Origin of the sequence: Streptomyces sp. 2A115, assembly GCF_052245575.1 — a bacterium.
Lineage (GTDB): Bacteria > Actinomycetota > Actinomycetes > Streptomycetales > Streptomycetaceae > Streptomyces.
Map to the genome: position 1 here is coordinate 93,540 of NZ_JBQQCG010000028.1, position 21,309 is coordinate 114,848.

The window sequence follows — 21,309 nt, forward strand, 5'->3', positions numbered from 1 at the left end:
GTGCCGGTACTGGTGATCACGGGGACGGGCACGGAGGTCGGCAAGACAGTGACGACCGCCGCCATCGCCGCGGCGGCGGTCGCGGCCGGGCGTTCCGTGGCCGTGCTCAAGCCCGCGCAAACCGGTGTGCTGCCCGGTGAGCGCGGGGACGCCGACGAGGTCGTACGGCTCGCGGGTCCGGTGACCGCGGTCGAACTCGCCCGTTATCCCGAGCCGTTGGCGCCCGCCACGGCTGCCCGGCGCGCAGGTCTCGCACCGGTGCGGCCCGACGAGGTGGCCGAGGCGGCGGGCAAGTTGGCCGCGGAGTACGACCTGGTGCTGGTGGAGGGGGCCGGCGGGCTGCTCGTACGGTTCGACGACGAGGGCGGCACGCTGGCGGACGCGGCGCGGCTGATGGGCGCCCCTGTGCTGGTGGTCGCTTCTGCGGGGCTGGGCACACTGAACATGACGGAGCTGACGGCTCGTGAACTACGGCGCGAGGGGTTGGACTTGACGGGGCTGGTCATCGGGAGCTGGCCCGATTCTCCCGATCTCGCCGCGCGTTGCAATCTCACGGACCTGCCGGTGGTGGCAGGGGCTGCTCTACTCGGCGTGATTCCGTCAGGCGCGGGAGCATTCACACCCGACGACTTCCGTGCGGGGGCGCCGAGTTGGCTGGCCCCACGGCTGGGCGGCGTCTGGAACGCGTCCGCCTTCACTTCAGCACAGGCACCCTGATCGCGCCCCGTCAGGGGGCGCGGGGAACTGCTCGACCAGCCACAACCAACCCGTAGCCGACAAACCACACCAGCCCTTCTTCCCCTGACCGCTCACCCAACGGCGAAGGACGGGTGAGGGAGCGCGTCCGGGGGGACAATCGCGGGTAGACCCGAACCCCCAGGGGAGGTCACCCATGCGACCGCGCGGCTTCAGGACCACCAAGACCGGAAAGCCGGCCCCGCCCGCCGTGCACCACCCGGTGTTCGCCCGCTTCTACGCCAGGATCAGCGTGGCCTCCGAGCCCACGATCGCCGCTCACCGCGACGAGCTGCTCGCCGGGCTCTCCGGGCGGGTCATCGAGATCGGCGCGGGCAACGGGCTGAACTTCGCCCACTATCCGAGCACGGTCTCGGAGGTCGTCGCCATCGAACCCGAGCACGGCCTACGGCAGTTGGCGGTGACCGCGGCCCTGCGCTCCGACGTGCCGGTCGACGTGGTGCCGGGTGTCGCCGAGGCACTGCCGGTCAAGAGTGAGGCGTTCGACGCGGCCGTCGTGTCGCTGGTGCTGTGCAGCGTACGAGACGTGCCGCGGGCCCTCTCCGAGATCCGCCGGGTGCTGCGCCCGGGCGGTGAGTTGCGGTTCTTCGAGCACGGGAAGGGCGGCGGCTCCGCGATGGCCCTTGGACAGCGCGTCCTGGACCGCACCGTCTGGCCGCTGCTCTTCGGCGGCTGCCATGTGAGCCGGGACCCCATCGGCGCGATCCGTGACGCGGGGTACGAACTGGGGCCGTACCGGCGGCAGTTGGTACCCGAGAAGGGGCTGCGGATGCCGAGTTCGTACTGCGTGCTGGGCACCGCGCGCCGGCCGGATCTCAAGGGTTGATGGATCGGAGATCTTTCGAGGGTCAGAGACCTCTGAGGGTCAGAGGCTCCACGAGCGCAGTTCGCGCGCGATGTCGTGCACTGTCGCCTCACCGGTCTTGACCAGCCGGGCGAGGTCGCGGACCTGCTCGGGAGAGGTGACGACCTTCAGGCCGCTGGCGACGAGGTAGGCGTACGCGACGGCCATGGCGAACATCGCGTTGGAGCGTTCGAGCGCCGGGACATGCAGCAGGACCTGGAGCAGCGCGGCGGCGCGGGTGTGCGGGGTGTCGTAGACGGGCACGCCGAATATCTCCGCCTCGTGCCGGCTGACCGCGGCGACGAGCGCTCCCCAGTCGGTGACCTGGGGGTCTCCTGGCGTCTTCTGTTCGGCGACCATGAGGAGCCAGGCGAGGTCGACTTTGATGTTCAGGGGTTCGTTCAAGAGCTCAGCGACGACCTTCTCGTTCCGTGCCGAACTCCTCGGCGAAGACGGACTCGTACTGCTTCATGAAGTCGGCGGCGGCCTCCACGAAGGTGTGGCCCGCCTCTCCGGTGTCCTGTCTGACCAGCTCCTCGATGTAGCGGTTGACGCTCATGCCGCGAGCGAGGGCGCGTTCGCGCGCGGCCCGGGCGGTGCCCTCGTCCACGCGCACGTTCAATTGGGTCTTCGCCATGCTTCGAACGCTAGCGCCGAAGTGCTAGCCACGGCAAGAGGGCCGGATATCGGTCGACCGCCACCCGAGCACCCTAAGGGTGCCCCTTACACGGAACTAGGGGGCACCGACCTGCGACGGAGGCCACCCGACACTTCGGGGGGATACCGGGTGTGCCCAGCATCACACTAGGCTCGCTCGCGGACACCGAAGTCCCACCTAGTAGGAGGCGGCCTTGTCCACAGCAGCTGCGGAGCACGCCCTCGGGCTCTCGGACGCCGAGGATGTCGCGGCCCGCGCCCGCGGCCTGACCAAGGCGTACGGCTCGGGCGAGACGACCGTGCTCGCCCTCGACTCGGTCGACGTGGACATCGCGCGCGGCCGGTTCACGGCGGTCATGGGACCCTCGGGTTCCGGGAAGTCCACGCTGATGCACTGCCTGGCGGGGCTCGACACCGTCTCGGCCGGACAGGTGTGGCTGGGCGACACGGAGATCACCGGGTTGAAGGACCGCCAGCTGACCCAGCTGCGCCGGGACCGGATCGGCTTCATGTTCCAGTCGTTCAACCTGATCCCGACGCTGAACGCGGCCGAGAACATTACGCTGCCCATGGACATCGCGGGCCAGAAGCCCGACGAGAAGTGGCTGAACCAGGTCATCGACACCCTCGGGCTGCGCGACCGCCTCAAGCACCGGCCCGCGCAGCTGTCCGGCGGCCAGCAGCAGCGCGTGGCCTGCGCCCGCGCGCTCGCCTCGCGCCCCGAGCTGATCTTCGCGGACGAGCCGACGGGCAACCTGGACTCGCGGGCGGGCCTCGAGGTCCTCGGGTTCCTCCGGGGGGCGGTCGACGACCTGGGACAGACGGTCGTCATGGTCACGCACGATCCGGGCGCGGCGGCCCACGCCGACCTGGTGCTCTTCCTCGGGGACGGACGGATCGTGGACGAGATGTCCCGGCCCACGGCGGAGGCGGTGCTGGAGCGGATGAAGAGGTTCGACACGATCCGGATGCCGCTGGAAGGCGACGACGGCCCCGGCCGCGTAGCCGAACCCGGCATGACCAAGGACGACGGCACGACATGACAGGGACTACGGCAGTGACGTGGCCTGGGACGACGGCAACGACGTACACGGCATGAAACCGCCATCGACACGAGCATCGACATGAAGGTCGATATGAATGTCGATATGAATGTCGATATGACAACGACCGTGAGCAAGGACGACGCGATCAAGGACTGAGGCTTCCGTGCTGAAGGCGACACTCCGGAGTTTCCTCGCGCACAAGGGCCGGCTGCTGCTCTCGGCGCTGGCCGTCATCCTGTCCGTGGCGTTCGTCGCGGGCAGCCTGATCTTCTCGGACACGGTCACCCGCACCTTCGACCGGCTCTTCGCGTCCACGTCGGCCGACGTGACCGTGAGCCCGAAGGAGGACCTCGACTCGCAGCTCCCCTCGGGTGCCACGCAGACCGTCCCCACGAGCCTCGTGGAGCGCATCGCGCGGGTCGACGGCGTCGACGAAACGCATGCGGACATGTCCGTCGAGAACATCACCGTCGTCGACAGCGACAACGAGTCGGTGGGCCCGACCACGGGGGCGCCCACCATCGCCGGCGACTGGTACCCCACCGAACGCAGCCCGGTGAAGCTGACCTCCGGTCGGGCTCCGAGCGGACCCGACGAGGCGCTCCTGGACGCGGACACGGCGGAGAAGAAGGACGTACGCATCGGCGACACCCTGACGGTGATCGCGCAGCCCGGGTCGTTCAAGGTGGAGATCGTCGGCATCGCGACCTTCACCACCACCAACCCCGGTGCCGCGCTCGTCTTCCTCGACCCGCCGGTCGCTCAGACCAAGCTGCTGGGCAAGCCGGGTGTCGCCACCAGCATCTCGGTCGAGGCTGCGAGCGGTGTGAGCGACGCCCAGCTCAAGCAGCGCATCGCCGACGAAATCGGCTCCGGCCCCTATGAGTTGGAGACCGCGGACGAGCAGGCCGAGACCGCCGCGTCCGAACTCGGTGGATTCCTCGACGTGATCAAGTACGTGATGCTGGGCTTCGCCGGTATCGCGGTGCTGGTCGGGATCTTCCTGATCGTCAACACCTTCTCCATGCTGATCGCCCAACGCACCCGTGAGCTCGGCCTGTTGCGCGCGCTCGGCGCCGACCGGCGGCAGGTGCGCAGGTCCGTGCTCACGGAGGCGACGCTGCTGGGCCTGGTGGGCTCGACGCTCGGTCTGGCCGCGGGGATCGGACTCGCGTACGGGCTGATCAAGCTCATGGGCGTGTTCGGCATGAACCTCAAGACCACCGAGATGGCCATCGGGTGGGCGACGCCCGTCTCGGCGTACGTCGTCGGGGTCGGCGTCACCTTCGTGGCCGCGTATCTGCCGGCCCGCCGGGCGGCGGGTGTGTCGCCGATGGCCGCGCTGGCGGACGCCGAAATCGCCGGTATCGGGCGGCCGTTGCGAATGCGGGCCGTGGTCGGGCTCATTGTCGGAGCCCTCGGCGCCGCCGCGCTCGTGGGCTGCGTGACAGCTACGGAAACCGCGTCCGCGGCTTCCCTGCTGGGCCTCGGCGTCGTCCTGACGCTGATCGCGACCGTCATCGCCGGACCGCTGCTCGTCCGTCCGGTCATCCGCGTGCTCGGCGGCCTGTTCCCGGCCCTCTTCGGGTCGGTCGGCCGGATGAGCCAGCGCAACGCGTTGCGCAACCCGCGCCGCACGGGCGCCACCGCGGCCGCGCTCATGGTGGGCCTCGCCCTGGTCGGCGGAATGTCGGTGGCGAGCGCGTCCATGACCAAGTCCTTCGACAAGCAGATCGACAGCACGCTGGGCGCCGACTTCGTGGTGCAGAACAGCAACTTCCAGCCGTTCCCGCAGGAGGTCACCGAGAAGGTGCGCGACACGGAGGGCACGGGACTCGTCGTACGCCAGCGGTTCACGCCGGTCGCCGTCAGGCTGCCGGACGGCGAGCGCGTCGAGACGGCCGCGGCGGGCTACGAACCGCAGCTGGACGAGGTCGCCAACCTCACGTACGCCCAAGGGGACACCGCCGCCGCGCTCGCGGCCGGGAACATGGCCATGGACGTCGACTTCGCCCAGGACCACGGCGTACGCGTCGGCAGCACGATCCCCGTCGAGTTCCCGGCCGGGCAGCGGGCCGAGCTGAAGGTGGGCGCGCTGACCGACCAGGACGCCGCCGAGGGCTTCGGGGCACAGGGCGGGCTGTTCTTCGGCTTCGGGACGGTCGAGAGGTACGTGCCCGGCGGGCAGGATTCCGCGCTGTACGTGAACGCCGCCTCGGGCACCTCCGCCGACACACTGCGCTCGAACCTGGACAAGACCCTTGACCCGTATCCGCAGGTGCAGGTGCGTGACCTGGCCGACTACAAGAAGCTGATCCGCGATCAGATCGCCGTGCTGCTCTACCTGGTGTACGCCCTGCTGGGGCTCGCGATCGTCATCGCGGTGCTCGGCGTGGTCAACACCCTCGCCCTGTCGGTCGTGGAACGCACCCGCGAGATCGGACTGCTGCGTGCGATCGGTCTCGCCCGGCGGCAGTTGCGGCGGATGATCCGGCTGGAGTCGGTGGTGATCGCCGTGTTCGGCGCGGTCCTCGGGCTCGCGCTCGGGCTCGTCTGGGGCGTGTGCATCCAGCAGGTCCTGGCTCTGCAGGGCATGAACGAGCTGGCGATCCCGTGGACGACCATCGTCGCGGTGGTCGTCGGGTCGGCGGTCGTGGGCATCGTGGCGGCGCTGCTGCCGGCGTTGCGTGCATCGCGCATGAACGTGCTGGCGGCCATCGCGCACGAGTGATCGGCTCGCAGCGCGCGCGTACTCAAGCGCCTACCGACTCGAGTGCCCACCAACTCAGGTTGCTTACAGGTGAGGAGAGTTCATGCCGCGCCCCTTCCGTTTCGGCGTCAGCCTGGTCACCCCCGCTCCCGCCGACGAATGGCGAGCCAAGTGCCGCCGGGCCGAGGAGCTCGGCTACGACGTGATCCTGGTCGCCGACCACCTCGGCATGCCCGCGCCGTTCCCGGCGTTGGTCGCGGCGGCCGACGCGACCGAGCGGCCGCGCCTGGGGACGTTCGTGCTCAACGCCGGCTTCTGGAACCCGGCTCTGCTGGCCCGCGAGGTCGCCACCACCGACGCGCTCACCGGCGGCCGCCTGGAACTCGGGCTCGGCACCGGATACGTACAGGCGGAGCACGACACGGCAGGCCTGCCCTACGGCTCCCCCAGCGAGCGAGTGGACCATCTGCTGCGTACGGTCCGGGAGTTGGAGCGTCTGCTCGGCTCGGCCGAGAACCAGCCGCGCCCCGCGCAGAGGCGGGTGCCGCTGCTCATCGGCGGCAACGGCGACCGGATGCTGCGCCTGACCGCCGAGCACGCCGACATCGCCGCCTTCACCGGCGCGCGCTCGGTACCGGGCAGCACGACAGGAACGCTGGAGGCGCTCACCGCGCAGGAACTCGAGGAGCGGGTGGCGACGTACCGGCGGATGGCCGCCGACCGCCCGGAACCCGCCGAGATGAACGTCCTCGTCCAGATGGTCGCCATAACCGACGACCGGCGGGCCGCGATCCAGCCTCTGCTGCCCCACCTGCCGCACCTCACCGAGAAGCAGGTCCTGGAGCTGCCCATCTGCCTGGTCGGCACGCTGAAGCAGATCACCGAGCAGGTGCGGGCGGTGCGGGAGCAGTACGGGTTCTCGTATCTGACGGTCCTGGAGCCGTACATGGAGGCGTTCGGGACAGTGGTCGCGGAGCTGAGCGGGGAGTGACGCTCGGGGACGTACGGGGCCGCTGTCCGGATCGTGGAATTCGGTGTCCGTGCTTGGCTCCCGTGATGGGATCCGGGCATGAGTGATCTTCGGATACGGGCCGCCGCGCCCGGCGACCTCGACGCCGTCCTCGCCTTCTGGAAGACCGCCGCCGAGGGTACGAGCATCAGCGACGACCGGGACGGCGTGGAGCGGCTCGTCGCGCGCGATCCCGAGGCCCTGATCCTCGCCGAGCAGGACGGGGAACTCGTGGGCACGGTCATCGCGGGCTTCGACGGCTGGCGCTGCCATCTGTACCGACTCGCGGTGCATCCGGCGCGGCGGCGCCAGGGCGTCGGTTCGGCGCTCCTCGCCGCGGCGGAGGAGCGGTTCGTACGGCTCGGTGGGCGCCGTGGCGACGCGATGGTGCTGGGGCGGAACGAGACCGCGCACCATGCCTGGCGGGCGGCTGGGTACACACCGCAGGAGCAGTGGCGGCGGTGGGTGAAGCCGCTGGGCGAGTGACGGGAGCGTACGAGCGGATCGGCCGGACGGAACCGACCGGACCGGCCGGGTTGCCGGACTGGCCGGAGCACGCCACTTTGCTGATCCTTTACCATGAAAGGATTACGTCCCCCTAGGAAAGGTGTGAGCGTCCGCCCATGGGCGAGCCTCCCAGTAGCCGGCGGCACGGTGTCCCGCCGCGTCGACATCGCGCGATCCCCCCGCCCCTGCCCGACCATGGGACGGAGGTGACCCGATGACCGAAGTGCTCCTGCTCGCCGTGGCGGTGCTTCTCTCGCTGGCCTGCGGCGCCTTCGTCGCGGCGGAGTTCTCGCTGACCACGGTCGAGCGCAGCGAGCTGGAGCGAGCAGTGGAGCGCGGCGAGGTCGGCGCCTCGGGCGCTCTCAAGGCCGTACGGAATCTCACCTTCCAGCTCTCCGGCGCGCAGCTCGGTATCACCGTCACCAACCTGGTCGTCGGCATGCTCGCCGAGCCGTCCATCGCCAAGATGATCGCCGGACCGCTGGAGGCCGTCGGTGTTCCGGACTCCGCTTCCTCGTCCGTCGCACTGGTTCTGGGTACGGCCCTGTCGACGGTCTTCCTGATGGTCGTCGGCGAGCTGGTGCCCAAGAACTGGGCGATCTCCTCGCCGCTCGCCGTGGCCAAGCGGGTGGCGACGCCGCAGCGCTGGTTCAGTGCGGTGTTCCACCCGTTCATCACCCATCTCAACAACATGGCCAACCGTGTCGTACGCCGCTTCGGCGTCGAGCCCGCCGAGGAGCTGGCCTCGGCCCGCGGCCCGCAGGAACTGGTCGCCCTGGCCCGGCACTCCGCGAAGCAGGGCGCCCTGGAGGCGGACACGGCCGAGCTGTTCGTGCGCACGCTGAACCTCGCGGACCTCACCGCGGAGAACGTGATGACGCCGCGCGTCCAGGTCATGGCCCTGGACGTCCAGGCGACCTGCGAGGACGTGGCGAACGCGACGCGTGCGACCGGACTGTCCCGGTTCCCGGTCTATCGCGGCAACCTCGACTCGGTCGTGGGCGTCGTGCACATCAAGGACGTCATCGCCCTGCCCGCCGAGGGCCGGGCTCGTACTCCCGTGTCGCAGCTGATGCGCGAGCCCTTGCTCGTACCGGAGTCGCTCACCGTCGAGCGGCTCCTGGACCGGCTGTCCGGCAAGCGGACGATGGCCGTCGTCATCGACGAGTACGGCGGCACCGCCGGCGTCGCCACCCTGGAGGACATCGTCGAGGAGGTCGTCGGCGAGGTACGGGACGAGCACGACCCGCATGAGACACCCGACCTCGCCTCGGCCGGTACGGACGACGAGGGCCGCACGCTGTACTCGGCCGACGGCTCCGCCCGCATCGACCATCTGGCCCGCGTCGGACTGCGCGCCCCGGACGGGCCGTACGAGACGCTCGCGGGCCTGCTAGCGACCGAGCTCGGGCGCATCCCCGCCGACGGGGACACGGTCGAGGTCGCCGGATGGCGGCTTGACGTGGTGGACGCGTCGGGGCGACGGGCCGCGCGGGTGCTGATGCACGCACCGCTCACCGAGGACGATCCCGCTGGATTCCCCGAAGGAGGCGGCGAGCGATGACCGCCGTGCAACTGCTGATCGGTCTGGCGACACTCGTCGTGAACGCCTTTTTCGTGGGCGCCGAGTTCGCGCTGATCTCGGTGCGCCGCAGCCAGATCGAGCCGTATGCCGAGGAGGGCGACCGGCGGGCGCGGAGCGTGCTGTGGGGGCTTGAGCACGTGTCCGCGCTGATGGCCGCCGCACAGCTCGGCATCACACTGTGCACGTTGGTCCTGGGTGTAGTGGCGGAGCCCGCGATCGCGCATCTGCTTGAGCCGGTGTTCCACGCGGTGGGGATGTCGACCGGCACGGGGCACGTGATCTCGTTCGTGATCGCGCTCGCCCTGGCCACGTATCTGCACATGCTCCTCGGCGAGATGGTGCCGAAGAACATCGCACTCGCCGAACCGGTGCGCTCGGCGCTGCTGCTCGGCCCGCCGCTGGTCGCGCTGTCCCGGACGCTGCGACCGGTGATCTTCACGATCAACGCCTTCGCCAACGGGCTGCTGAAGCTGTTGCGCGTCGAGGTGCGGGACGAGGTGTCCGCGACCTTCTCGGACACCGAACTCGCCCGGCTGGTCAAGGATTCCAGCGAGGCCGGGCTCATCGGCGACCGCGCCCAGGAGCGGCTGCACGACGCCCTGGAACTGGGGCGCCGCCCGGTGCGGGACGTCGTGCTTCCGCTGGAAAGCGTCGTCTACGCGCGCGTGGGCGTCACGCCCGAGCGGCTGGAGACCCTGTCCGCCGAGTCCGGCTTCTCCCGCTTCCCCGTCGTGGACGAAGGGCGGCGCATCGTCGGCTACCTCCACGTCAAGGACGCGCTGGACGCGATGCCTCGGGATCTTCCGTTCCGGGTCCAGGACATGCGGTCCATCGCCCGCGTACGGGAGAGCACGCCGTTGGACGACGTGCTCACGGCGATGCGGCGGAGTCGTACGCATTTGGCGGCGGTGCTCGGCCGAGACGGGCGGCTGGCGGGGCTGGTGACGATGGAGGACGTGTTGAGGGAGTTGTTCGGGCAGCCGGTGTGAGGTCAGTGTGAGGGGCGGCGGTCCGGGGGCGGCGGTCCGGGTCCGGGCAAGGAAGTTGGCGTCCGCCGGGTGGCAGACCGGTGGGTATGTGCGCGGGATATCATCGCTTCCGCCATGCAGACGAATGCCACTTACACCAGTCTTGTCGCGGTCGGCGACTCCTTCACCGAGGGCATGTCGGACCTCCTGCCCGATGGCTCGTACCGCGGCTGGGCCGATCTCCTCGCGGCCCGGCTGGCCGCCCGGACCCCCGACTTCCGGTACGCCAACCTCGCGGTGCGCGGCAAACTCATCGGCCAGATCGTCGCCGAGCAGGTCGACGTGGCGGCGGCGATGCGGCCGGATGTGATCACGCTGGTCGGCGGGCTCAACGACACGCTCCGCCCCAAGTGCGACATGGGGCGGGTCCGCGGACTCCTGGAAGAGGCCGTGGAATGCCTTGCCCCCGCCTGCAAGCAGCTCGTCCTGATGCGCAGCCCCGGCCGCCAGGGCCCGGTCCTGGCACGGTTCCGTCCGCGCATGGAGGAGCTGTTCACCTGCATCGACGAGCTCGCCACCCGGCATGACGCGCTCGTGGTCGACCTCTACGGGGCGCCCTCGCTCGGCGACCCCCGTATGTGGGACGTGGACCGGCTGCACCTGACGGGCGAGGGGCACCGCCGGGTCGCGGAGGCCGTGTGGCAGACGCTCGGGTACGAGGCGGAGGACACCGAGTGGCGTACACCGATGCCGCCGTCCGCCCCGCCGGGCTGGGTGGCCCGCCGGACCGCCGACGCACGGTTCGCCCGGCAGTACCTGCTGCCGTGGATCGGCCGCCGTCTGACCGGTCGGTCGTCGGGCGACGGCCGCCCGGCCAAACGGCCTGAGCTGCTGCCGTACGACGGGTCGGTGGCGTAGGAAGTAGAACGGCCCCGTGGCGTAGGACGTAGGCAGTGCGCAGGCGAAGGGCTGTGCGAGGCGCGGAGGCCTTGGCGGCGGTGGCGGCGCGGAGGGCTTGGCGGCTCAGAGGACGACGGGTGGCGTACATGGCCCGTGCGGCGCAGGATCGGATTCGCCGACTCACCCAGTGATCGGGTTCGCCGACCCACGGCGCGATCGGGTTCGCCGACCCACCGCGTGCTCGGGCTCGGGGCCCGGCGACGCGAAAGGAGATCCGTGTGACCACCACCGTGATCAACCTCAAGGGCCGCATCCACGACTTCGGCCCCCGCCTGGAACACGCCCCCGCGGACCTCGTCTACGTCGGCCGCCGCTGGACCATTGGGCACTGGGACCTCCCCCAGCACCCGCTCTACAACCCGTTCGCCCCCGACACCCCGACCAAGAAGCGGGACGGCACCCGCGCCGAAGTCATGGAGAAGTACCGGGCGTACCTCCTCGAGCGCCCCGAGCTCCTCGCCCAGGTGCCCGAACTGCGCGGCAGGACGCTGGCCTGCTGGTGCGCGCCGGAGCTGTGCCACGGCGACATCCTCGCGGAGCTGGCCGACGCGGGGTCGTAGGCCGCCAGTGCGTTCCGGGACGGGGGCGCGGAAGCACCCATGAACGCGAGGATTCCTGCCGATCCGCGCGACATCGGCCCGGACGAGCCCACAGACGCCGAGGGTATGAGGGGCGCCGAGCCGACGTGCGGCGTCAGATCCGGCTGTTGCTACTTGCTCACCGCGAAGCGCATCAGGGCCTGCTCGTCACCCTGCTTGATCTTCCCCACCTCGTTGATCACCTGGAGCTTCCAACTCCCGCCGACCCGCATCGCCTTGGCCACAGCGCAGGCATTGTCGCTGCCGAGCAGGCTCGGCCAGATGTCGGCGACCTGCTGGCTGCTGCCCCCGGTCGCGTCATACACCTTGAAACTGATGTTCCGCGCCTTCTGGAAGGAGCTGTGCTTCTTGTACGCGGCAGCAATGAACACGATGGACGTGATGTTGGACGGGACCCTGGCGAAGTCGACAGTCACTGTCTCGTCGTCTCCGTCCCCTTTCCCGGTCTGGTTGTCGCCGCTGTGCTGCAACGAGCCGTTGCCCAGCGGGTCCAGCGAGTCGAGGCCCGCCAGTCGTACCGGTTCCGCCCCCTGCATCGCGATGGCGATCAGATCGAGGTCGGTGCCGGCCTTCTGACGGAGCTTGCCCATCAGCCCGCCGCTGCTCCCGACCGTAGGGTCCCAGGACGCCCCGATGGTCAGATGGGTCACGCCGTCCAGATCTGCCGGGCCGTCTTCCTTCGTAAGCGTGATCATGCGCGCTCCCTGTTCATGGTGGACTGCAACAAATGAAGTCTGCCTGGAGCTCTCGGCTCTCGGCACACCAGGTGCGGAAGTAGCGGCTTTGTTCACGCCCTCGGAGGCCTGCCGCATGACGTCAGGACATCGGGGTCGGTGCCGCCCCCGGACGATCAGGGCTGCCACCGTCTCACGCTTGTCTCACGGCCCCGGCGTGTGACGGCTGTTCTGGCCGCCTCTGACCTGGACGTCTGGGCTGAGCGGACGTTCACGGGCCGCCGCGCACGACGGGTAAACTCCCTCCACGTGACTGCCGCACCCGCAAAGCCCCGTATCCCGAACGTCCTCGCCGGCCGCTATGCCTCGGCCGAGCTCGCCACCCTGTGGTCCCCCGAGCAGAAGGTGAAGCTGGAGCGTCAGCTCTGGCTCGCCGTGCTGCGGGCTCAGAAGGACCTCGGTATCGAGGTGCCGGACGCCGCCCTCACCGACTACGAGCGCGTCCTCGACCAGGTCGACCTGGCCTCGATCGCCGAGCGCGAGAAGGTCACGCGGCACGACGTGAAGGCGCGGATCGAGGAGTTCAACGACCTCGCGGGCCATGAGCACGTACACAAGGGCATGACCTCCCGTGACCTCACCGAGAACGTGGAGCAGCTCCAGATCCGCCTCTCCCTGGAGCTGATCCGGGACCGCGCGGTGGCCGTGCTGGCGCGGCTGGGCAAGCTCGCGGGCGAGTACGGCGAGCTGGTCATGGCGGGCCGCTCGCACAACGTCGCCGCGCAGGCCACCACCCTGGGCAAGCGTTTCGCGACCGCCGCCGACGAGCTGCTGGTCGCGTACGGCCGGGTCGAGGAGCTGCTCGCCCGCTATCCGCTGCGCGGCATCAAGGGCCCGGTGGGTACGGCTCAGGACATGCTCGACCTGCTGGGCGGGGACGCGGCGAAGCTCGCCGATCTGGAGCAGCGCATCGCCCGGCACCTCGGCTTCTCGCAGGCGTTCACGTCCGTCGGCCAGGTCTACCCGCGCTCGCTCGACTACGAGGTCGTCACCGCGCTGGTGCAGGTGGCCGCGGCGCCTTCGTCCATCGCGAAGACCATCCGGCTGATGGCCGGACACGAGCTGGTCACCGAGGGCTTCAAGCCGGGCCAGGTCGGCTCCTCCGCGATGCCGCACAAGATGAACACCCGCTCCTGCGAGCGTGTCAACGGCCTCATGGTGATCCTGCGCGGCTACGCCTCGATGACCGGCGAGCTGGCGGGCGACCAGTGGAACGAGGGCGACGTGTCCTGCTCGGTGGTGCGCCGGGTCGCGCTGCCCGACGCGTTCTTCGCGCTGGACGGCCTCCTGGAGACCTTCCTCACCGTCCTCGACGAGTTCGGTGCCTTCCCGGCCGTCGTCGCCCGGGAGCTGGACCGCTATCTGCCGTTCCTCGCCACCACCAAGGTCCTGATGGGCGCGGTGCGCGCGGGGGTCGGGCGCGAGGTCGCGCACGAGGCCATCAAGGAGAACGCCGTCGCCTCCGCCCTCGCCATGCGCGAGCAGGGCACCGAGCGCAACGAGCTGCTGGACAAGCTGGCCGCCGACGACCGCATTCCGCTGGACCGGGCCGGGCTCGACGCGCTGATGGCCGACAAGCTGTCCTTCACGGGCGCCGCCGCCGACCAGGTGGCGGCGGTCGTCGGGCGGATCGAGGAGATCGTGAAGCGGCACCCGGAGGCCGCGGGCTACGCGCCGGGGGCGATCCTCTGACGCGGTTCACCCCCGCGGACCTGGAGGCCGCCCGCGACCGGCTCGTGCCGGATGTCGTCTCGGACGGTCTCCATGTGCTGTTCTGCGGCATCAACCCCGGCCTGATGACGGCCGCGACGGGACATCATTTCGCGCGCCCGGGCAACCGTTTCTGGCCGGTGCTGCACCTGTCCGGTTTCACTCCCCGGCTGCTGAAGCCGTCGGAGCAGGGCGAGTTGCTCTCGTACGGGCTCGGTATCACCAACGTGGTGGCGCGGGCGACCGCGCGGGCCGACGAGCTGAGCGCGGACGAATACCAGGAGGGCGGGCGTCTGCTCGCCGCCAAGGTGGAGCGGCTGCGGCCGCGGTGGCTCGCGGTGGTGGGCGTGACCGCGTACCGGGCGGCCTTCGGCGACCGCAGGGCGGCGGTCGGGCCGCAGGAGCGGGTGATCGGGTCCAGTCGGGTGTGGGTGCTGCCCAATCCCAGCGGTCTCAACGCGCATTGGACGGCGGGGACCATGGCGGAGGAGTTCGGGCGGTTGCGGGAGGCGGCCGAGGGCTGAGCGGCCTTGGTCGAGTTCGGTGCGCTACGGCCCGCCGTAAGGGGCGCGGGGCTGTGACATATGCGCTCCGCCGCGATGGGGGTCCCCCCGCTCATGGGGGTCCCCCGCTCGAGCGAAGCCGAGAGTGGGGGAGGAGCCGAGAGGGGGAGCGACCAGCCCCCACCGGCCCGCGCACGCGGCGGAGCCGCATTTCGACACAGCGTCACCGTTCTTCCAGCGGAGCGCTTGGGCGGTCACGGCGGGTCGACTTCCGTGACGACGGCGAGGAGTTGGAAGGGCAGCTCCCTGTCCCATTGGGACACCCCCAGGGCGACCCAGCGCTCGTGGCCGACCGCCTTCCACAGGTGCACGTCCGGCACGTGAGAGCTGAGCGTGCCCCACGGCTCCGGTATGTCCTCTCCATCCGTGGCTCGCTCGAGGACGCTTGCCAGGCTGAAGATGCCCGGGCTGCCCCAGCGACTGGTCAGCCGCTCCGAGAGGCCGTCCCTGTCGAACTCGTACTGCGTCTCGGTCTCGTCCCGCTCTGTGCCGTCGTCCTCCCAGAAGTCGTCGCTCGTCGCTAACTCGGCGATGTGATAGCCGGGTCCCTCGGTCCCGACGTCCGACCTGCCGTACTCCGTGGGGAAGTCACGGGAGCACAGCAGGTCGATGGTCGCCAGGTGTCGTGCCATGGTCATGCGGTCCAGTAAAGCGGCCGGCACTGACAATTGGCGGTCTGTCAGGTGGCACACACTGCTCTCCGGTTCACGCGTCCCGGCGGCGAACACTCCACGCTCCCGCGAGCAGCGCGGCCGCCGCCCACATCGCCGTCACCGCGAGCCCCGTCCAGGGCCCGAGCGTGCCGTCCCACGTCTCCTGCAAGACCACTTGCCCCGCCCTGTCGGGCAGGAAGTCGGCGGCACTCCCGGACATGTCCCCGACCACGAAGGAGACGATGAGCAGGAAGGGGATGAGAATGCTCAGCGTGGCGACACCGCTGCGCAGCAGGGCGGCGAGCCCGGTCGCGAGCAGTGCCATCAGCGCGAGGTAGATGCCGCAGCCGACGGCACCACGCAGTTCCTCGTCCCAGGTCAGTCCGCTCGCCGCCGCGCCGAGGCCGAGCTTGGCGACGCCGAGCGACACGAAGCCGGTGACCACGCCCACGACGAGGGCCGATACCCCGACAGCCGTCGCCTTGGCCGCGAACCACCGTCCGCGGTACGGGACCGCGGTCAGCCAGACGCGGAGCCCGCCGCCGTGGAGCTCGGACGAGACGGCCATGGCACCGAAGGTGATGGCGGCGATCTGTCCGGGGGCCACCCCGGACAGAGCCATGAACAACGGGTCGAAATCCTCGTCGGAGGTGTCGGACACCCCGGCGAGCGCGGAGAAGGCCGCGCCGGCGGCCAGGACCGCCAGCAGTGCTCCGCAGAGCGACCGGAGCGTACGGATCTTCATCCACTCGGAGCGGAGCACGGGCGTGAACGACATGGTCAGGCCTCCTGGGGCTGCGACGCGGACTGCTTCGCGGTGAACTCGGCTTCGGACGCCGTCAGGTCGAGGTAGGCCTGCTCCAGCGTGCCTTCTTCCGCGGCGAGTTCGAGGATCGGCACACTCGCGTCGGACACCAGGCGCCCGATGTCCTCCACGCGCGCGTGGAGGACGGTCCACCGCCCGTCCTCGCTCTCCATGGCCTCGTATCCATGCCGGGCGAGCGCATCCCTGAGTGCGGTGCCGTCGCTCGTGCGCACCCGTACGCGGGGCTGCACGCGCGCGTCGATGAACTCCCGCACCGGTGTGTCGGCGAGCAGGCGGCCCCGGCCGAGCACCACGAGATGGTCGGCGAAGGACGCGGTCTCGTTCATCAGGTGGCTGGAGACGAGCACGGTGCGGCCTTCTCGGGCGAGCCGTCGCATCAACTCGCGGATCCAGATGATGCCTTCGGGGTCGAGCCCGTTGGACGGCTCGTCCAGCATCACCACGGGTGGGTCTCCCAGGAGCGCGGCCGCGATGCCCAGGCGCTGGCGCATGCCGAGCGAGTACGTCTTGACGCGGCGCCGCGCGACGGCTGCGAGGCCGGTCTCCTCCAGCACCTCGTCCACCCGCCGGTCCGCGACGCGGTTGCTCACGGCGAGCGTCCGCAGATGGTCGCGGGCGGTGCGCGATCCGTGTGCGGCCTGGGCCTCGAGCAGCGCGCCGACGTGGCGCAGTGGCTCGACGAGCGTCGCGTACGGGCGGCCGCCGAGGGTGGCGGTGCCGGACGTCGGCCGGTCCAGGCCGAGCACGAGCCGCATGGTGGTGGACTTTCCGGCGCCGTTGGGACCGAGGAAGCCGGTGACCCGGCCGGGGACGACGCTGAAGGTCAGCCCGTCCACGGCGCGCGTGGTGCCGTACTCCTTGGTGAGATCTTGGACGTCGATGCTGGTCATGGCTCAAGGCTGGCTGCCGGGAGGGGTGTTGGTCCTCCCCCGCCCGGGGAGGGCGTCTCCCTCGCTCGGGGGAGGTCCGTTGTCAGTGGTGGCTGGCACGATGACGGAATGGTCCGCTTACTGCGTCCGTTCACCCGGGCGGTGACGTACACACGATGGCTGCATCTGTTCATGGCCGTCGTGTGGCCGGCCATGTGGTGGTACATCTTCTCCCCGCCGTGGGCGTGGTTCACAGCGGTCGCGCTGCTCGTCCTCGCCGGGCTCGTGCCCGCGATGCGGACCGTGGAAGGGCTGCAGGCGAGGCTTTTGCTCCTTGGCCAGCGGCACGACAGCAAGGACGAGCGGATAGTCACCGCGCCGTCGGCCACCTGGGGTGACCGCGGGCGGACGGTCCTGTGGCTCGAGACCCGGCTGCTCCTGGGCTGTGCTGTCTCCTTCCTCACCATCCACCTCTCCATGCTCACCGACGACTTGGTGAGGACGGCCCAAGGAGGCGCTCCGGACGCGGCGACGTTCGTCCACGTTCCAGGCCACCACTGGTGGTACGCCCTGCTCGCACCTCTTCCGCTGATCGTGCTGGCCGCGGTCGTGGTCGGCTCGGGTGCGCTGATCACCCTCATCGCGCACCGTCTCCTCGGGCCCTCTCCCTCGGAACGGCTCGCCTCTTTGGAGGAGCGCACCGAGCAGCTCCTGGAGCGCACGCGCATCGCCCGCGAGCTGCACGACTCGATCGGTCACGCGCTGACGGTGGCGGTGGTGCAGGCAGGGGCCGCGCGGGCCGCGGGCAACCCCGCGTTCACCGACCGGGCTCTGGTCGCCATCGAGGACACGGGCCGGGCCGCCCTGGAGGACCTGGAGCGGGTGCTCGGCGTGCTGCGCGAGTCGGAGCGGCCGGCGAGCAGCCGCCCGACCCTCACGGACGCCGACCGTCTCCTGGAGTCGGCGCGCGCCTCGGGCGCCAAGGTCGACGTCGAGCTGTCGGGCCCCCTGGAGACCGTGCCGGGTCCGGTCTCCCGCGAGGGCTACCGCATCCTCCAGGAGTCGCTGACCAATGTGCTGCGGCACGCGGGGTCCGTACCCGTCCGGGTCCGTATCGCGGTCGAGGACCGGGCCCTCTCCCTGGAGGTGCGCAATCCGCTGACGGTGGAGATACCGGGGGCCCGCGGGGGCAGCGGTCTGCGGGGCATACGGGAGCGGGCCTCGCTGCTCGGCGGCCACGCGGCGACCGGCCCGGACGACGGTGACTGGCAGGTACGCGTCGAACTGCCGCTGCGCTGATCAAGCACCGCTTAGGCTGGCCGGATGCCGGTAACCGTTCTGCTCGTCGACGACGAACCCCTCGTACGTGCCGGTCTGCGCGCCGTTCTGGAGGCGCAGCCCGATATCGAGGTCGTCGGGGAGGCCGCCGACGGTGCGGCGGTGATCCCGCTGGTGCGGCGGCTGCGGCCCGACGTCGTCGCGATGGACGTCCGCATGCCGCTCCTGGACGGCATCGAGGCCACGCGCGCGGTGCTGCGAACCGTCGACCGGCCGCCGAAGATCCTCGTGGTGACGACCTTCGAGAACGACGAGTACGTCTACGAGGCGCTGCGCGCGGGTGCCGACGGCTTTCTGCTGAAGCGGGCCCGGCCGGCCGAGATCGTGCACGCCGTGCGGCTGGTCGCCGAGGGCGAATCGCTGCTGTTCCCGGCCTCCGTGCGGCAGTTGGCCGCCGAGTACGGGGATCGTGGCGGGAATCCCGAGGCCCGGGCAGCGCTGGAGCGGGCGGCGCTGACCGAGCGCGAGGCGGAGGTGCTGCGGCTGATGGCACGGGGCCTGTCGAACGCGGAGATGGCCGCGCGGCTGATCGTCGGCACCGAGACGGTGAAGTCCCACGTCAGCGCCGTACTGGCCAAGCTGGGCGCCCGGGACCGGACCCAGGCGGTGATCGCGGCGTACGAGTCGGGGTTCGTGGCGCCCGGCTGATCCGGGGCGACCGGCGAGGACGTGACGCACGGCACTCGCCGGGGGCCGCCGCGCCGAGTACGATCCGGCCAACCGACACGCGCACTAGCTGGGAGGACGGACGTTGGGGCGGCTGACCGGCGGGGATCCCTCTCTGCTGCGGAGGATCAACTCCGCGGTGGTGCTGCACGCGCTGCGCGCCACGGACTTCGCGACACTCACCGAGATCACCCGGGTGACCGGACTGTCCCGGCCGACTGTCGAGGGCGTCGTCGAGGGGCTCATCGAGGGCGGCCTCGTCGTCGAGACCGCGGCCGAGGAGGGCGCTGCCCGGCGCCAGGGGCGGCCCGCGCGACGGTTCCGCTTCCGGGCGGAGGCGGGGCACCTGCTGGGCCTGGAGATCGGCGCGCACCGCGTGGCCGCGCTCCTCGCCGACCTGGACGGCCGGGTGCTGGGCACGATCGCCAAGGACGTGTGTGAGACCGCGTCGGCGGACGAACGGCTCGACCGGCTGCGGCTCGCCGTCGCCGAGCTCCTGCGCCGGGCCGGAGTCGCGCGCGGCTCCCTGCGTGCCGTCGGTGTGGGCACGCCCGGCATCGTCGAGGCCGACGGCACCGTGCGCCTGGGCACCGCGCTGCCGGAGTGGACGGGCCTGAACCTGGGCGAGCGGCTGCGCCGCTCCTTCAAATGCCCGGTGCTCGTGGAGAACGACGCCAACGCGGCGGCGGTCGCCGAGCACTGGAAGGGCGCGGCCACCGAGTCCGACGACATGGTGTTCGTCCTGGCCGGCCTGAGCCCGGGCGCCGGATCCCTCATCGGGGGACGCCTGCACCGCGGCTACGGAGGGGCGGCCGGCGAGATCGGCGCGCTGCATCTGCTGGGCCGCGAGGTGACCCCGGAAACGCTGCTGTCCACGACCGACGAGCCACTGCACCCGCTCGACGAGCAGGCGGTGGCGGAGGTCTTCACGCACGCGCGTGCCGGCGACGAGCGGGCGCTGGCGGCCGTCAACCGATTCATCCAACGTCTGGTGCACGATGTGGCCGCGCTCGTCCTGGCCCTGGACCCCGAGCTCGTGGTGATCGGCGGCTGGGCGACGGGCATCGACGGTGTACTGGAGCCGCTGCGCAAGGAGTTGGCCCGCTACTGTCTGCGGCCGCCCCGGGTGACGCTGTCACTCCTCGGCGAGGCGGCGGTGGCGACGGGCGCGCTGCGGCTGGCGCTCGACCATGTGGAGGAGCAGCTCTTCGCGGTGGAGGGCACCGTGACCGCACGCCGCTGATCGCCTCCACCCAAACGCGTCGCGCCCCGGAGTCCCGGGGCGCGACGAGTACAGCGGTACAGCTCTCAGGCCACCGGCGGGCCACAAGGCCCATCCGACGCGGCCCTTCAGGAGGCCTGGCGCTCCTGGTCGTGGTGGATCTCCACACCGCCGGAGTCGGCGAAGGTCAGCCGGCAGGTGTCGGCCCGGTACGTGGCTACGGAGACCGCCGCCGTGCGGCCCTCGGTGAAGAAGCGGGTGGTGACGACGAGGACGGGCGCCCCGGGAAGGCGGTCGAGTTCCTTGGCGTCGTCCGCGCGGGCCGAGCCGAGTTCCACGGCACGGTCCTCGCCCTCCAGCTCCAGATGCTGGAGCTCCCGCAGCACGGCACGCGCGCGTGCGGCTCCCGAAGGCGCGTCGATGGCGGACAGGTCGGGCACCGACGAGGCGGGGATGTAGAGCAGCTCGGCGGCGACCGGCTGGCCGTGTGTCACTCGGGAGCGGCGCACCATGTGCACCTGCTCGTCGTGGCCCGTGTCGAGGATGTCGGCGACCGCCGCGGGCGGGGCCGTCACCGTGCAGTCCGCGGGCTGCCAGGCGTCGCCGACCGCGCCCGGCCACGTGTGCTGCTCGGATCCGACGGCCACGCCCATGCGCGGCGGTGCCACGGTCGTGCCGACGCCGCGGCGGCGCTGCAGCCGGCCTTCGAGCTCCAGCTGCTCCAGGGCCTGGCGGAGCGTGGCGCGGGCGACTCCGAACCGGGCCGCGAGATCACGCTCGTTGGGCAGGATCTCACCCACCGAGAACTCGGAGTCCAGTGCTTCACTGAGCACGGTCTTGAGGTGCCAGTACTTGGGCTCCGGCACCGTATCCAACTGCGTGGTCCCCACCGTGTCCTCCGCAATCGCCGTGTCCCGGCGGCTTTTAACGCCCTTGTTTATTAAAGGTTCCTGCACTATCTCTGCGACGATATGCCCGCCCCCACCCTTGGTCAAGACCAATCCTCGATCCGTTACAGCTCGCACAGGCGTGTTGCCGCAGAGCGTTCATGCGGCGTTCGCGATACGCAGAATTCATGACAGAACGG

The 21,309-nt window shown here is 70.7% G+C and carries 22 protein-coding genes; 15 read left to right on the plus strand and 7 right to left on the minus strand.

Annotated elements, in window-relative coordinates:
- Positions 1-717 (plus strand): dethiobiotin synthase, encoded by a 717-nt coding sequence (gene bioD / locus ACTWQR_RS24485; protein WP_443229291.1) that lies wholly within the window; start codon positions 1-3, stop codon positions 715-717.
- 175 nt (positions 718-892) lie between these two features.
- Positions 893-1,582 (plus strand): class I SAM-dependent methyltransferase, encoded by a 690-nt coding sequence (locus ACTWQR_RS24490; RefSeq protein ID WP_443229292.1) that lies wholly within the window; start codon positions 893-895, stop codon positions 1,580-1,582.
- A gap of 39 nt (positions 1,583-1,621) precedes the next feature.
- Here ACTWQR_RS24490 and ACTWQR_RS24495 read toward each other — a convergent pair whose 3' ends face one another.
- The gene (locus tag ACTWQR_RS24495; RefSeq protein ID WP_443229320.1) at positions 1,622-1,960 is read right to left on the minus strand and encodes a fic family toxin-antitoxin system, toxin component; all 339 of its coding nucleotides are present in this window, start codon (positions 1,958-1,960) and stop codon (positions 1,622-1,624) included.
- A 49-nt stretch (positions 1,961-2,009) separates the two neighbouring features.
- Positions 2,010-2,237, minus strand: a complete 228-nt coding sequence (locus ACTWQR_RS24500) for an antitoxin (RefSeq protein WP_266505623.1) — start codon at positions 2,235-2,237, stop codon at positions 2,010-2,012.
- A gap of 214 nt (positions 2,238-2,451) precedes the next feature.
- On the opposite strand from ACTWQR_RS24500, the gene ACTWQR_RS24505 reads away from it, so the two are divergent.
- From ACTWQR_RS24505 to ACTWQR_RS24540, 8 genes are all read left to right on the plus strand, one after another.
- The gene (locus tag ACTWQR_RS24505; RefSeq protein ID WP_443229293.1) at positions 2,452-3,300 is read left to right on the plus strand and encodes an ABC transporter ATP-binding protein; all 849 of its coding nucleotides are present in this window, start codon (positions 2,452-2,454) and stop codon (positions 3,298-3,300) included.
- Between the two features lie 166 nt (positions 3,301-3,466).
- Complete coding sequence (locus ACTWQR_RS24510; RefSeq protein WP_443229294.1) at positions 3,467-6,034, plus strand: ABC transporter permease; 2,568 nt, start codon at positions 3,467-3,469, stop codon at positions 6,032-6,034.
- An 82-nt stretch (positions 6,035-6,116) separates the two neighbouring features.
- Positions 6,117-7,004 (plus strand): LLM class F420-dependent oxidoreductase, encoded by an 888-nt coding sequence (locus tag ACTWQR_RS24515; protein WP_443229295.1) that lies wholly within the window; start codon positions 6,117-6,119, stop codon positions 7,002-7,004.
- A 78-nt stretch (positions 7,005-7,082) separates the two neighbouring features.
- Positions 7,083-7,508: a GNAT family N-acetyltransferase gene (locus tag ACTWQR_RS24520; RefSeq protein WP_443229296.1), complete on the plus strand. Its 426-nt coding sequence runs from the start codon at positions 7,083-7,085 to the stop codon at positions 7,506-7,508.
- A gap of 235 nt (positions 7,509-7,743) precedes the next feature.
- Positions 7,744-9,093 carry a hemolysin family protein gene (locus tag ACTWQR_RS24525; RefSeq protein ID WP_443229297.1) on the plus strand — a complete coding sequence of 450 codons (1,350 nt, stop codon included), beginning with the start codon at positions 7,744-7,746 and terminating at the stop codon, positions 9,091-9,093.
- Complete coding sequence (locus ACTWQR_RS24530) at positions 9,090-10,103, plus strand: hemolysin family protein (RefSeq protein WP_443229298.1); 1,014 nt, start codon at positions 9,090-9,092, stop codon at positions 10,101-10,103. Before ACTWQR_RS24525 ends, ACTWQR_RS24530 begins: the two co-directional genes overlap by 4 nt.
- A 114-nt stretch (positions 10,104-10,217) precedes the next feature.
- A complete protein-coding gene (locus ACTWQR_RS24535; RefSeq protein ID WP_443229299.1) occupies positions 10,218-11,000 on the plus strand; it encodes an SGNH/GDSL hydrolase family protein in 783 nt (260 codons plus the stop codon).
- Positions 11,001-11,260: 260 nt separating this feature from the next.
- Entirely contained in the window at positions 11,261-11,602 is a 342-nt protein-coding gene (locus ACTWQR_RS24540) for a DUF4326 domain-containing protein (RefSeq protein WP_443229300.1), read from the plus strand.
- 149 nt (positions 11,603-11,751) lie between these two features.
- On the opposite strand, the gene ACTWQR_RS24545 is transcribed toward ACTWQR_RS24540, so the two are convergent.
- A complete protein-coding gene (locus tag ACTWQR_RS24545) occupies positions 11,752-12,336 on the minus strand; it encodes a TerD family protein (protein WP_443229301.1) in 585 nt (194 codons plus the stop codon).
- Between the two features lie 288 nt (positions 12,337-12,624).
- On the opposite strand from ACTWQR_RS24545, the gene purB reads away from it, so the two are divergent.
- Positions 12,625-14,067, plus strand: a complete 1,443-nt coding sequence (purB, locus tag ACTWQR_RS24550) for an adenylosuccinate lyase (RefSeq protein WP_443229302.1) — start codon at positions 12,625-12,627, stop codon at positions 14,065-14,067.
- 44 nt (positions 14,068-14,111) lie between these two features.
- Positions 14,112-14,609 carry a G/U mismatch-specific DNA glycosylase gene (gene mug, locus ACTWQR_RS24555; RefSeq protein ID WP_443229303.1) on the plus strand — a complete coding sequence of 166 codons (498 nt, stop codon included), beginning with the start codon at positions 14,112-14,114 and terminating at the stop codon, positions 14,607-14,609.
- A gap of 233 nt (positions 14,610-14,842) precedes the next feature.
- On the opposite strand, the gene ACTWQR_RS24560 is transcribed toward mug, so the two are convergent.
- From ACTWQR_RS24560 to ACTWQR_RS24570, 3 genes are all read right to left on the minus strand, one after another.
- Positions 14,843-15,286, minus strand: coding sequence for a hypothetical protein (locus ACTWQR_RS24560; RefSeq protein WP_443229304.1), 444 nt, complete (start codon positions 15,284-15,286; stop codon positions 14,843-14,845).
- Positions 15,287-15,353: 67 nt separating this feature from the next.
- Positions 15,354-16,079 (minus strand): ABC transporter permease, encoded by a 726-nt coding sequence (locus ACTWQR_RS24565; protein ID WP_443229305.1) that lies wholly within the window; start codon positions 16,077-16,079, stop codon positions 15,354-15,356.
- Positions 16,080-16,081: 2 nt separating this feature from the next.
- Positions 16,082-17,017, minus strand: coding sequence for an ABC transporter ATP-binding protein (locus tag ACTWQR_RS24570; protein ID WP_443229306.1), 936 nt, complete (start codon positions 17,015-17,017; stop codon positions 16,082-16,084).
- Between the two features lie 108 nt (positions 17,018-17,125).
- On the opposite strand from ACTWQR_RS24570, the gene ACTWQR_RS24575 reads away from it, so the two are divergent.
- The 3 genes from ACTWQR_RS24575 (at position 17,126) to ACTWQR_RS24585 (ending at position 20,243) form a co-directional block, all read left to right on the plus strand.
- Entirely contained in the window at positions 17,126-18,295 is a 1,170-nt protein-coding gene (locus tag ACTWQR_RS24575; RefSeq protein ID WP_443229307.1) for a sensor histidine kinase, read from the plus strand.
- 24 nt (positions 18,296-18,319) lie between these two features.
- Complete coding sequence (locus ACTWQR_RS24580) at positions 18,320-18,982, plus strand: response regulator transcription factor (protein ID WP_443229308.1); 663 nt, start codon at positions 18,320-18,322, stop codon at positions 18,980-18,982.
- A 103-nt stretch (positions 18,983-19,085) separates the two neighbouring features.
- A complete protein-coding gene (locus tag ACTWQR_RS24585) occupies positions 19,086-20,243 on the plus strand; it encodes an ROK family transcriptional regulator (RefSeq protein ID WP_443229309.1) in 1,158 nt (385 codons plus the stop codon).
- Between the two features lie 107 nt (positions 20,244-20,350).
- Here the strand turns inward: ACTWQR_RS24585 and ACTWQR_RS24590 are convergent, their stop codons facing one another.
- Complete coding sequence (locus tag ACTWQR_RS24590) at positions 20,351-21,112, minus strand: GntR family transcriptional regulator (protein WP_443229310.1); 762 nt, start codon at positions 21,110-21,112, stop codon at positions 20,351-20,353.
- Between the last annotated feature and the right edge of the window lie 197 nt (positions 21,113-21,309).

Excerpts from the sequence above, each read along its gene's own strand:
- ACTWQR_RS24490 (WP_443229292.1), top strand. The coding sequence starts at position 893 with ATGCGACCGCGCGGCTTCAGGACCACCAAGACCGGAAAGCCGGCCCCG.
- ACTWQR_RS24495 (WP_443229320.1), bottom strand. The coding sequence starts at position 1,960 with ATGGTCGCCGAACAGAAGACGCCAGGAGACCCCCAGGTCACCGACTGG.
- ACTWQR_RS24500 (WP_266505623.1), bottom strand. The coding sequence starts at position 2,237 with ATGGCGAAGACCCAATTGAACGTGCGCGTGGACGAGGGCACCGCCCGG.
- ACTWQR_RS24515 (WP_443229295.1), top strand. The coding sequence starts at position 6,117 with ATGCCGCGCCCCTTCCGTTTCGGCGTCAGCCTGGTCACCCCCGCTCCC.
- ACTWQR_RS24520 (WP_443229296.1), top strand. The coding sequence starts at position 7,083 with ATGAGTGATCTTCGGATACGGGCCGCCGCGCCCGGCGACCTCGACGCC.
- ACTWQR_RS24525 (WP_443229297.1), top strand. The coding sequence starts at position 7,744 with ATGACCGAAGTGCTCCTGCTCGCCGTGGCGGTGCTTCTCTCGCTGGCC.
- ACTWQR_RS24530 (WP_443229298.1), top strand. The coding sequence starts at position 9,090 with ATGACCGCCGTGCAACTGCTGATCGGTCTGGCGACACTCGTCGTGAAC.
- ACTWQR_RS24535 (WP_443229299.1), top strand. The coding sequence starts at position 10,218 with ATGCAGACGAATGCCACTTACACCAGTCTTGTCGCGGTCGGCGACTCC.
- ACTWQR_RS24545 (WP_443229301.1), bottom strand. The coding sequence starts at position 12,336 with ATGATCACGCTTACGAAGGAAGACGGCCCGGCAGATCTGGACGGCGTG.
- ACTWQR_RS24560 (WP_443229304.1), bottom strand. The coding sequence starts at position 15,286 with ATGACCATGGCACGACACCTGGCGACCATCGACCTGCTGTGCTCCCGT.
- ACTWQR_RS24565 (WP_443229305.1), bottom strand. The coding sequence starts at position 16,079 with ATGTCGTTCACGCCCGTGCTCCGCTCCGAGTGGATGAAGATCCGTACG.
- ACTWQR_RS24570 (WP_443229306.1), bottom strand. The coding sequence starts at position 17,017 with ATGACCAGCATCGACGTCCAAGATCTCACCAAGGAGTACGGCACCACG.
- ACTWQR_RS24575 (WP_443229307.1), top strand. The coding sequence starts at position 17,126 with ATGGTCCGCTTACTGCGTCCGTTCACCCGGGCGGTGACGTACACACGA.
- ACTWQR_RS24580 (WP_443229308.1), top strand. The coding sequence starts at position 18,320 with ATGCCGGTAACCGTTCTGCTCGTCGACGACGAACCCCTCGTACGTGCC.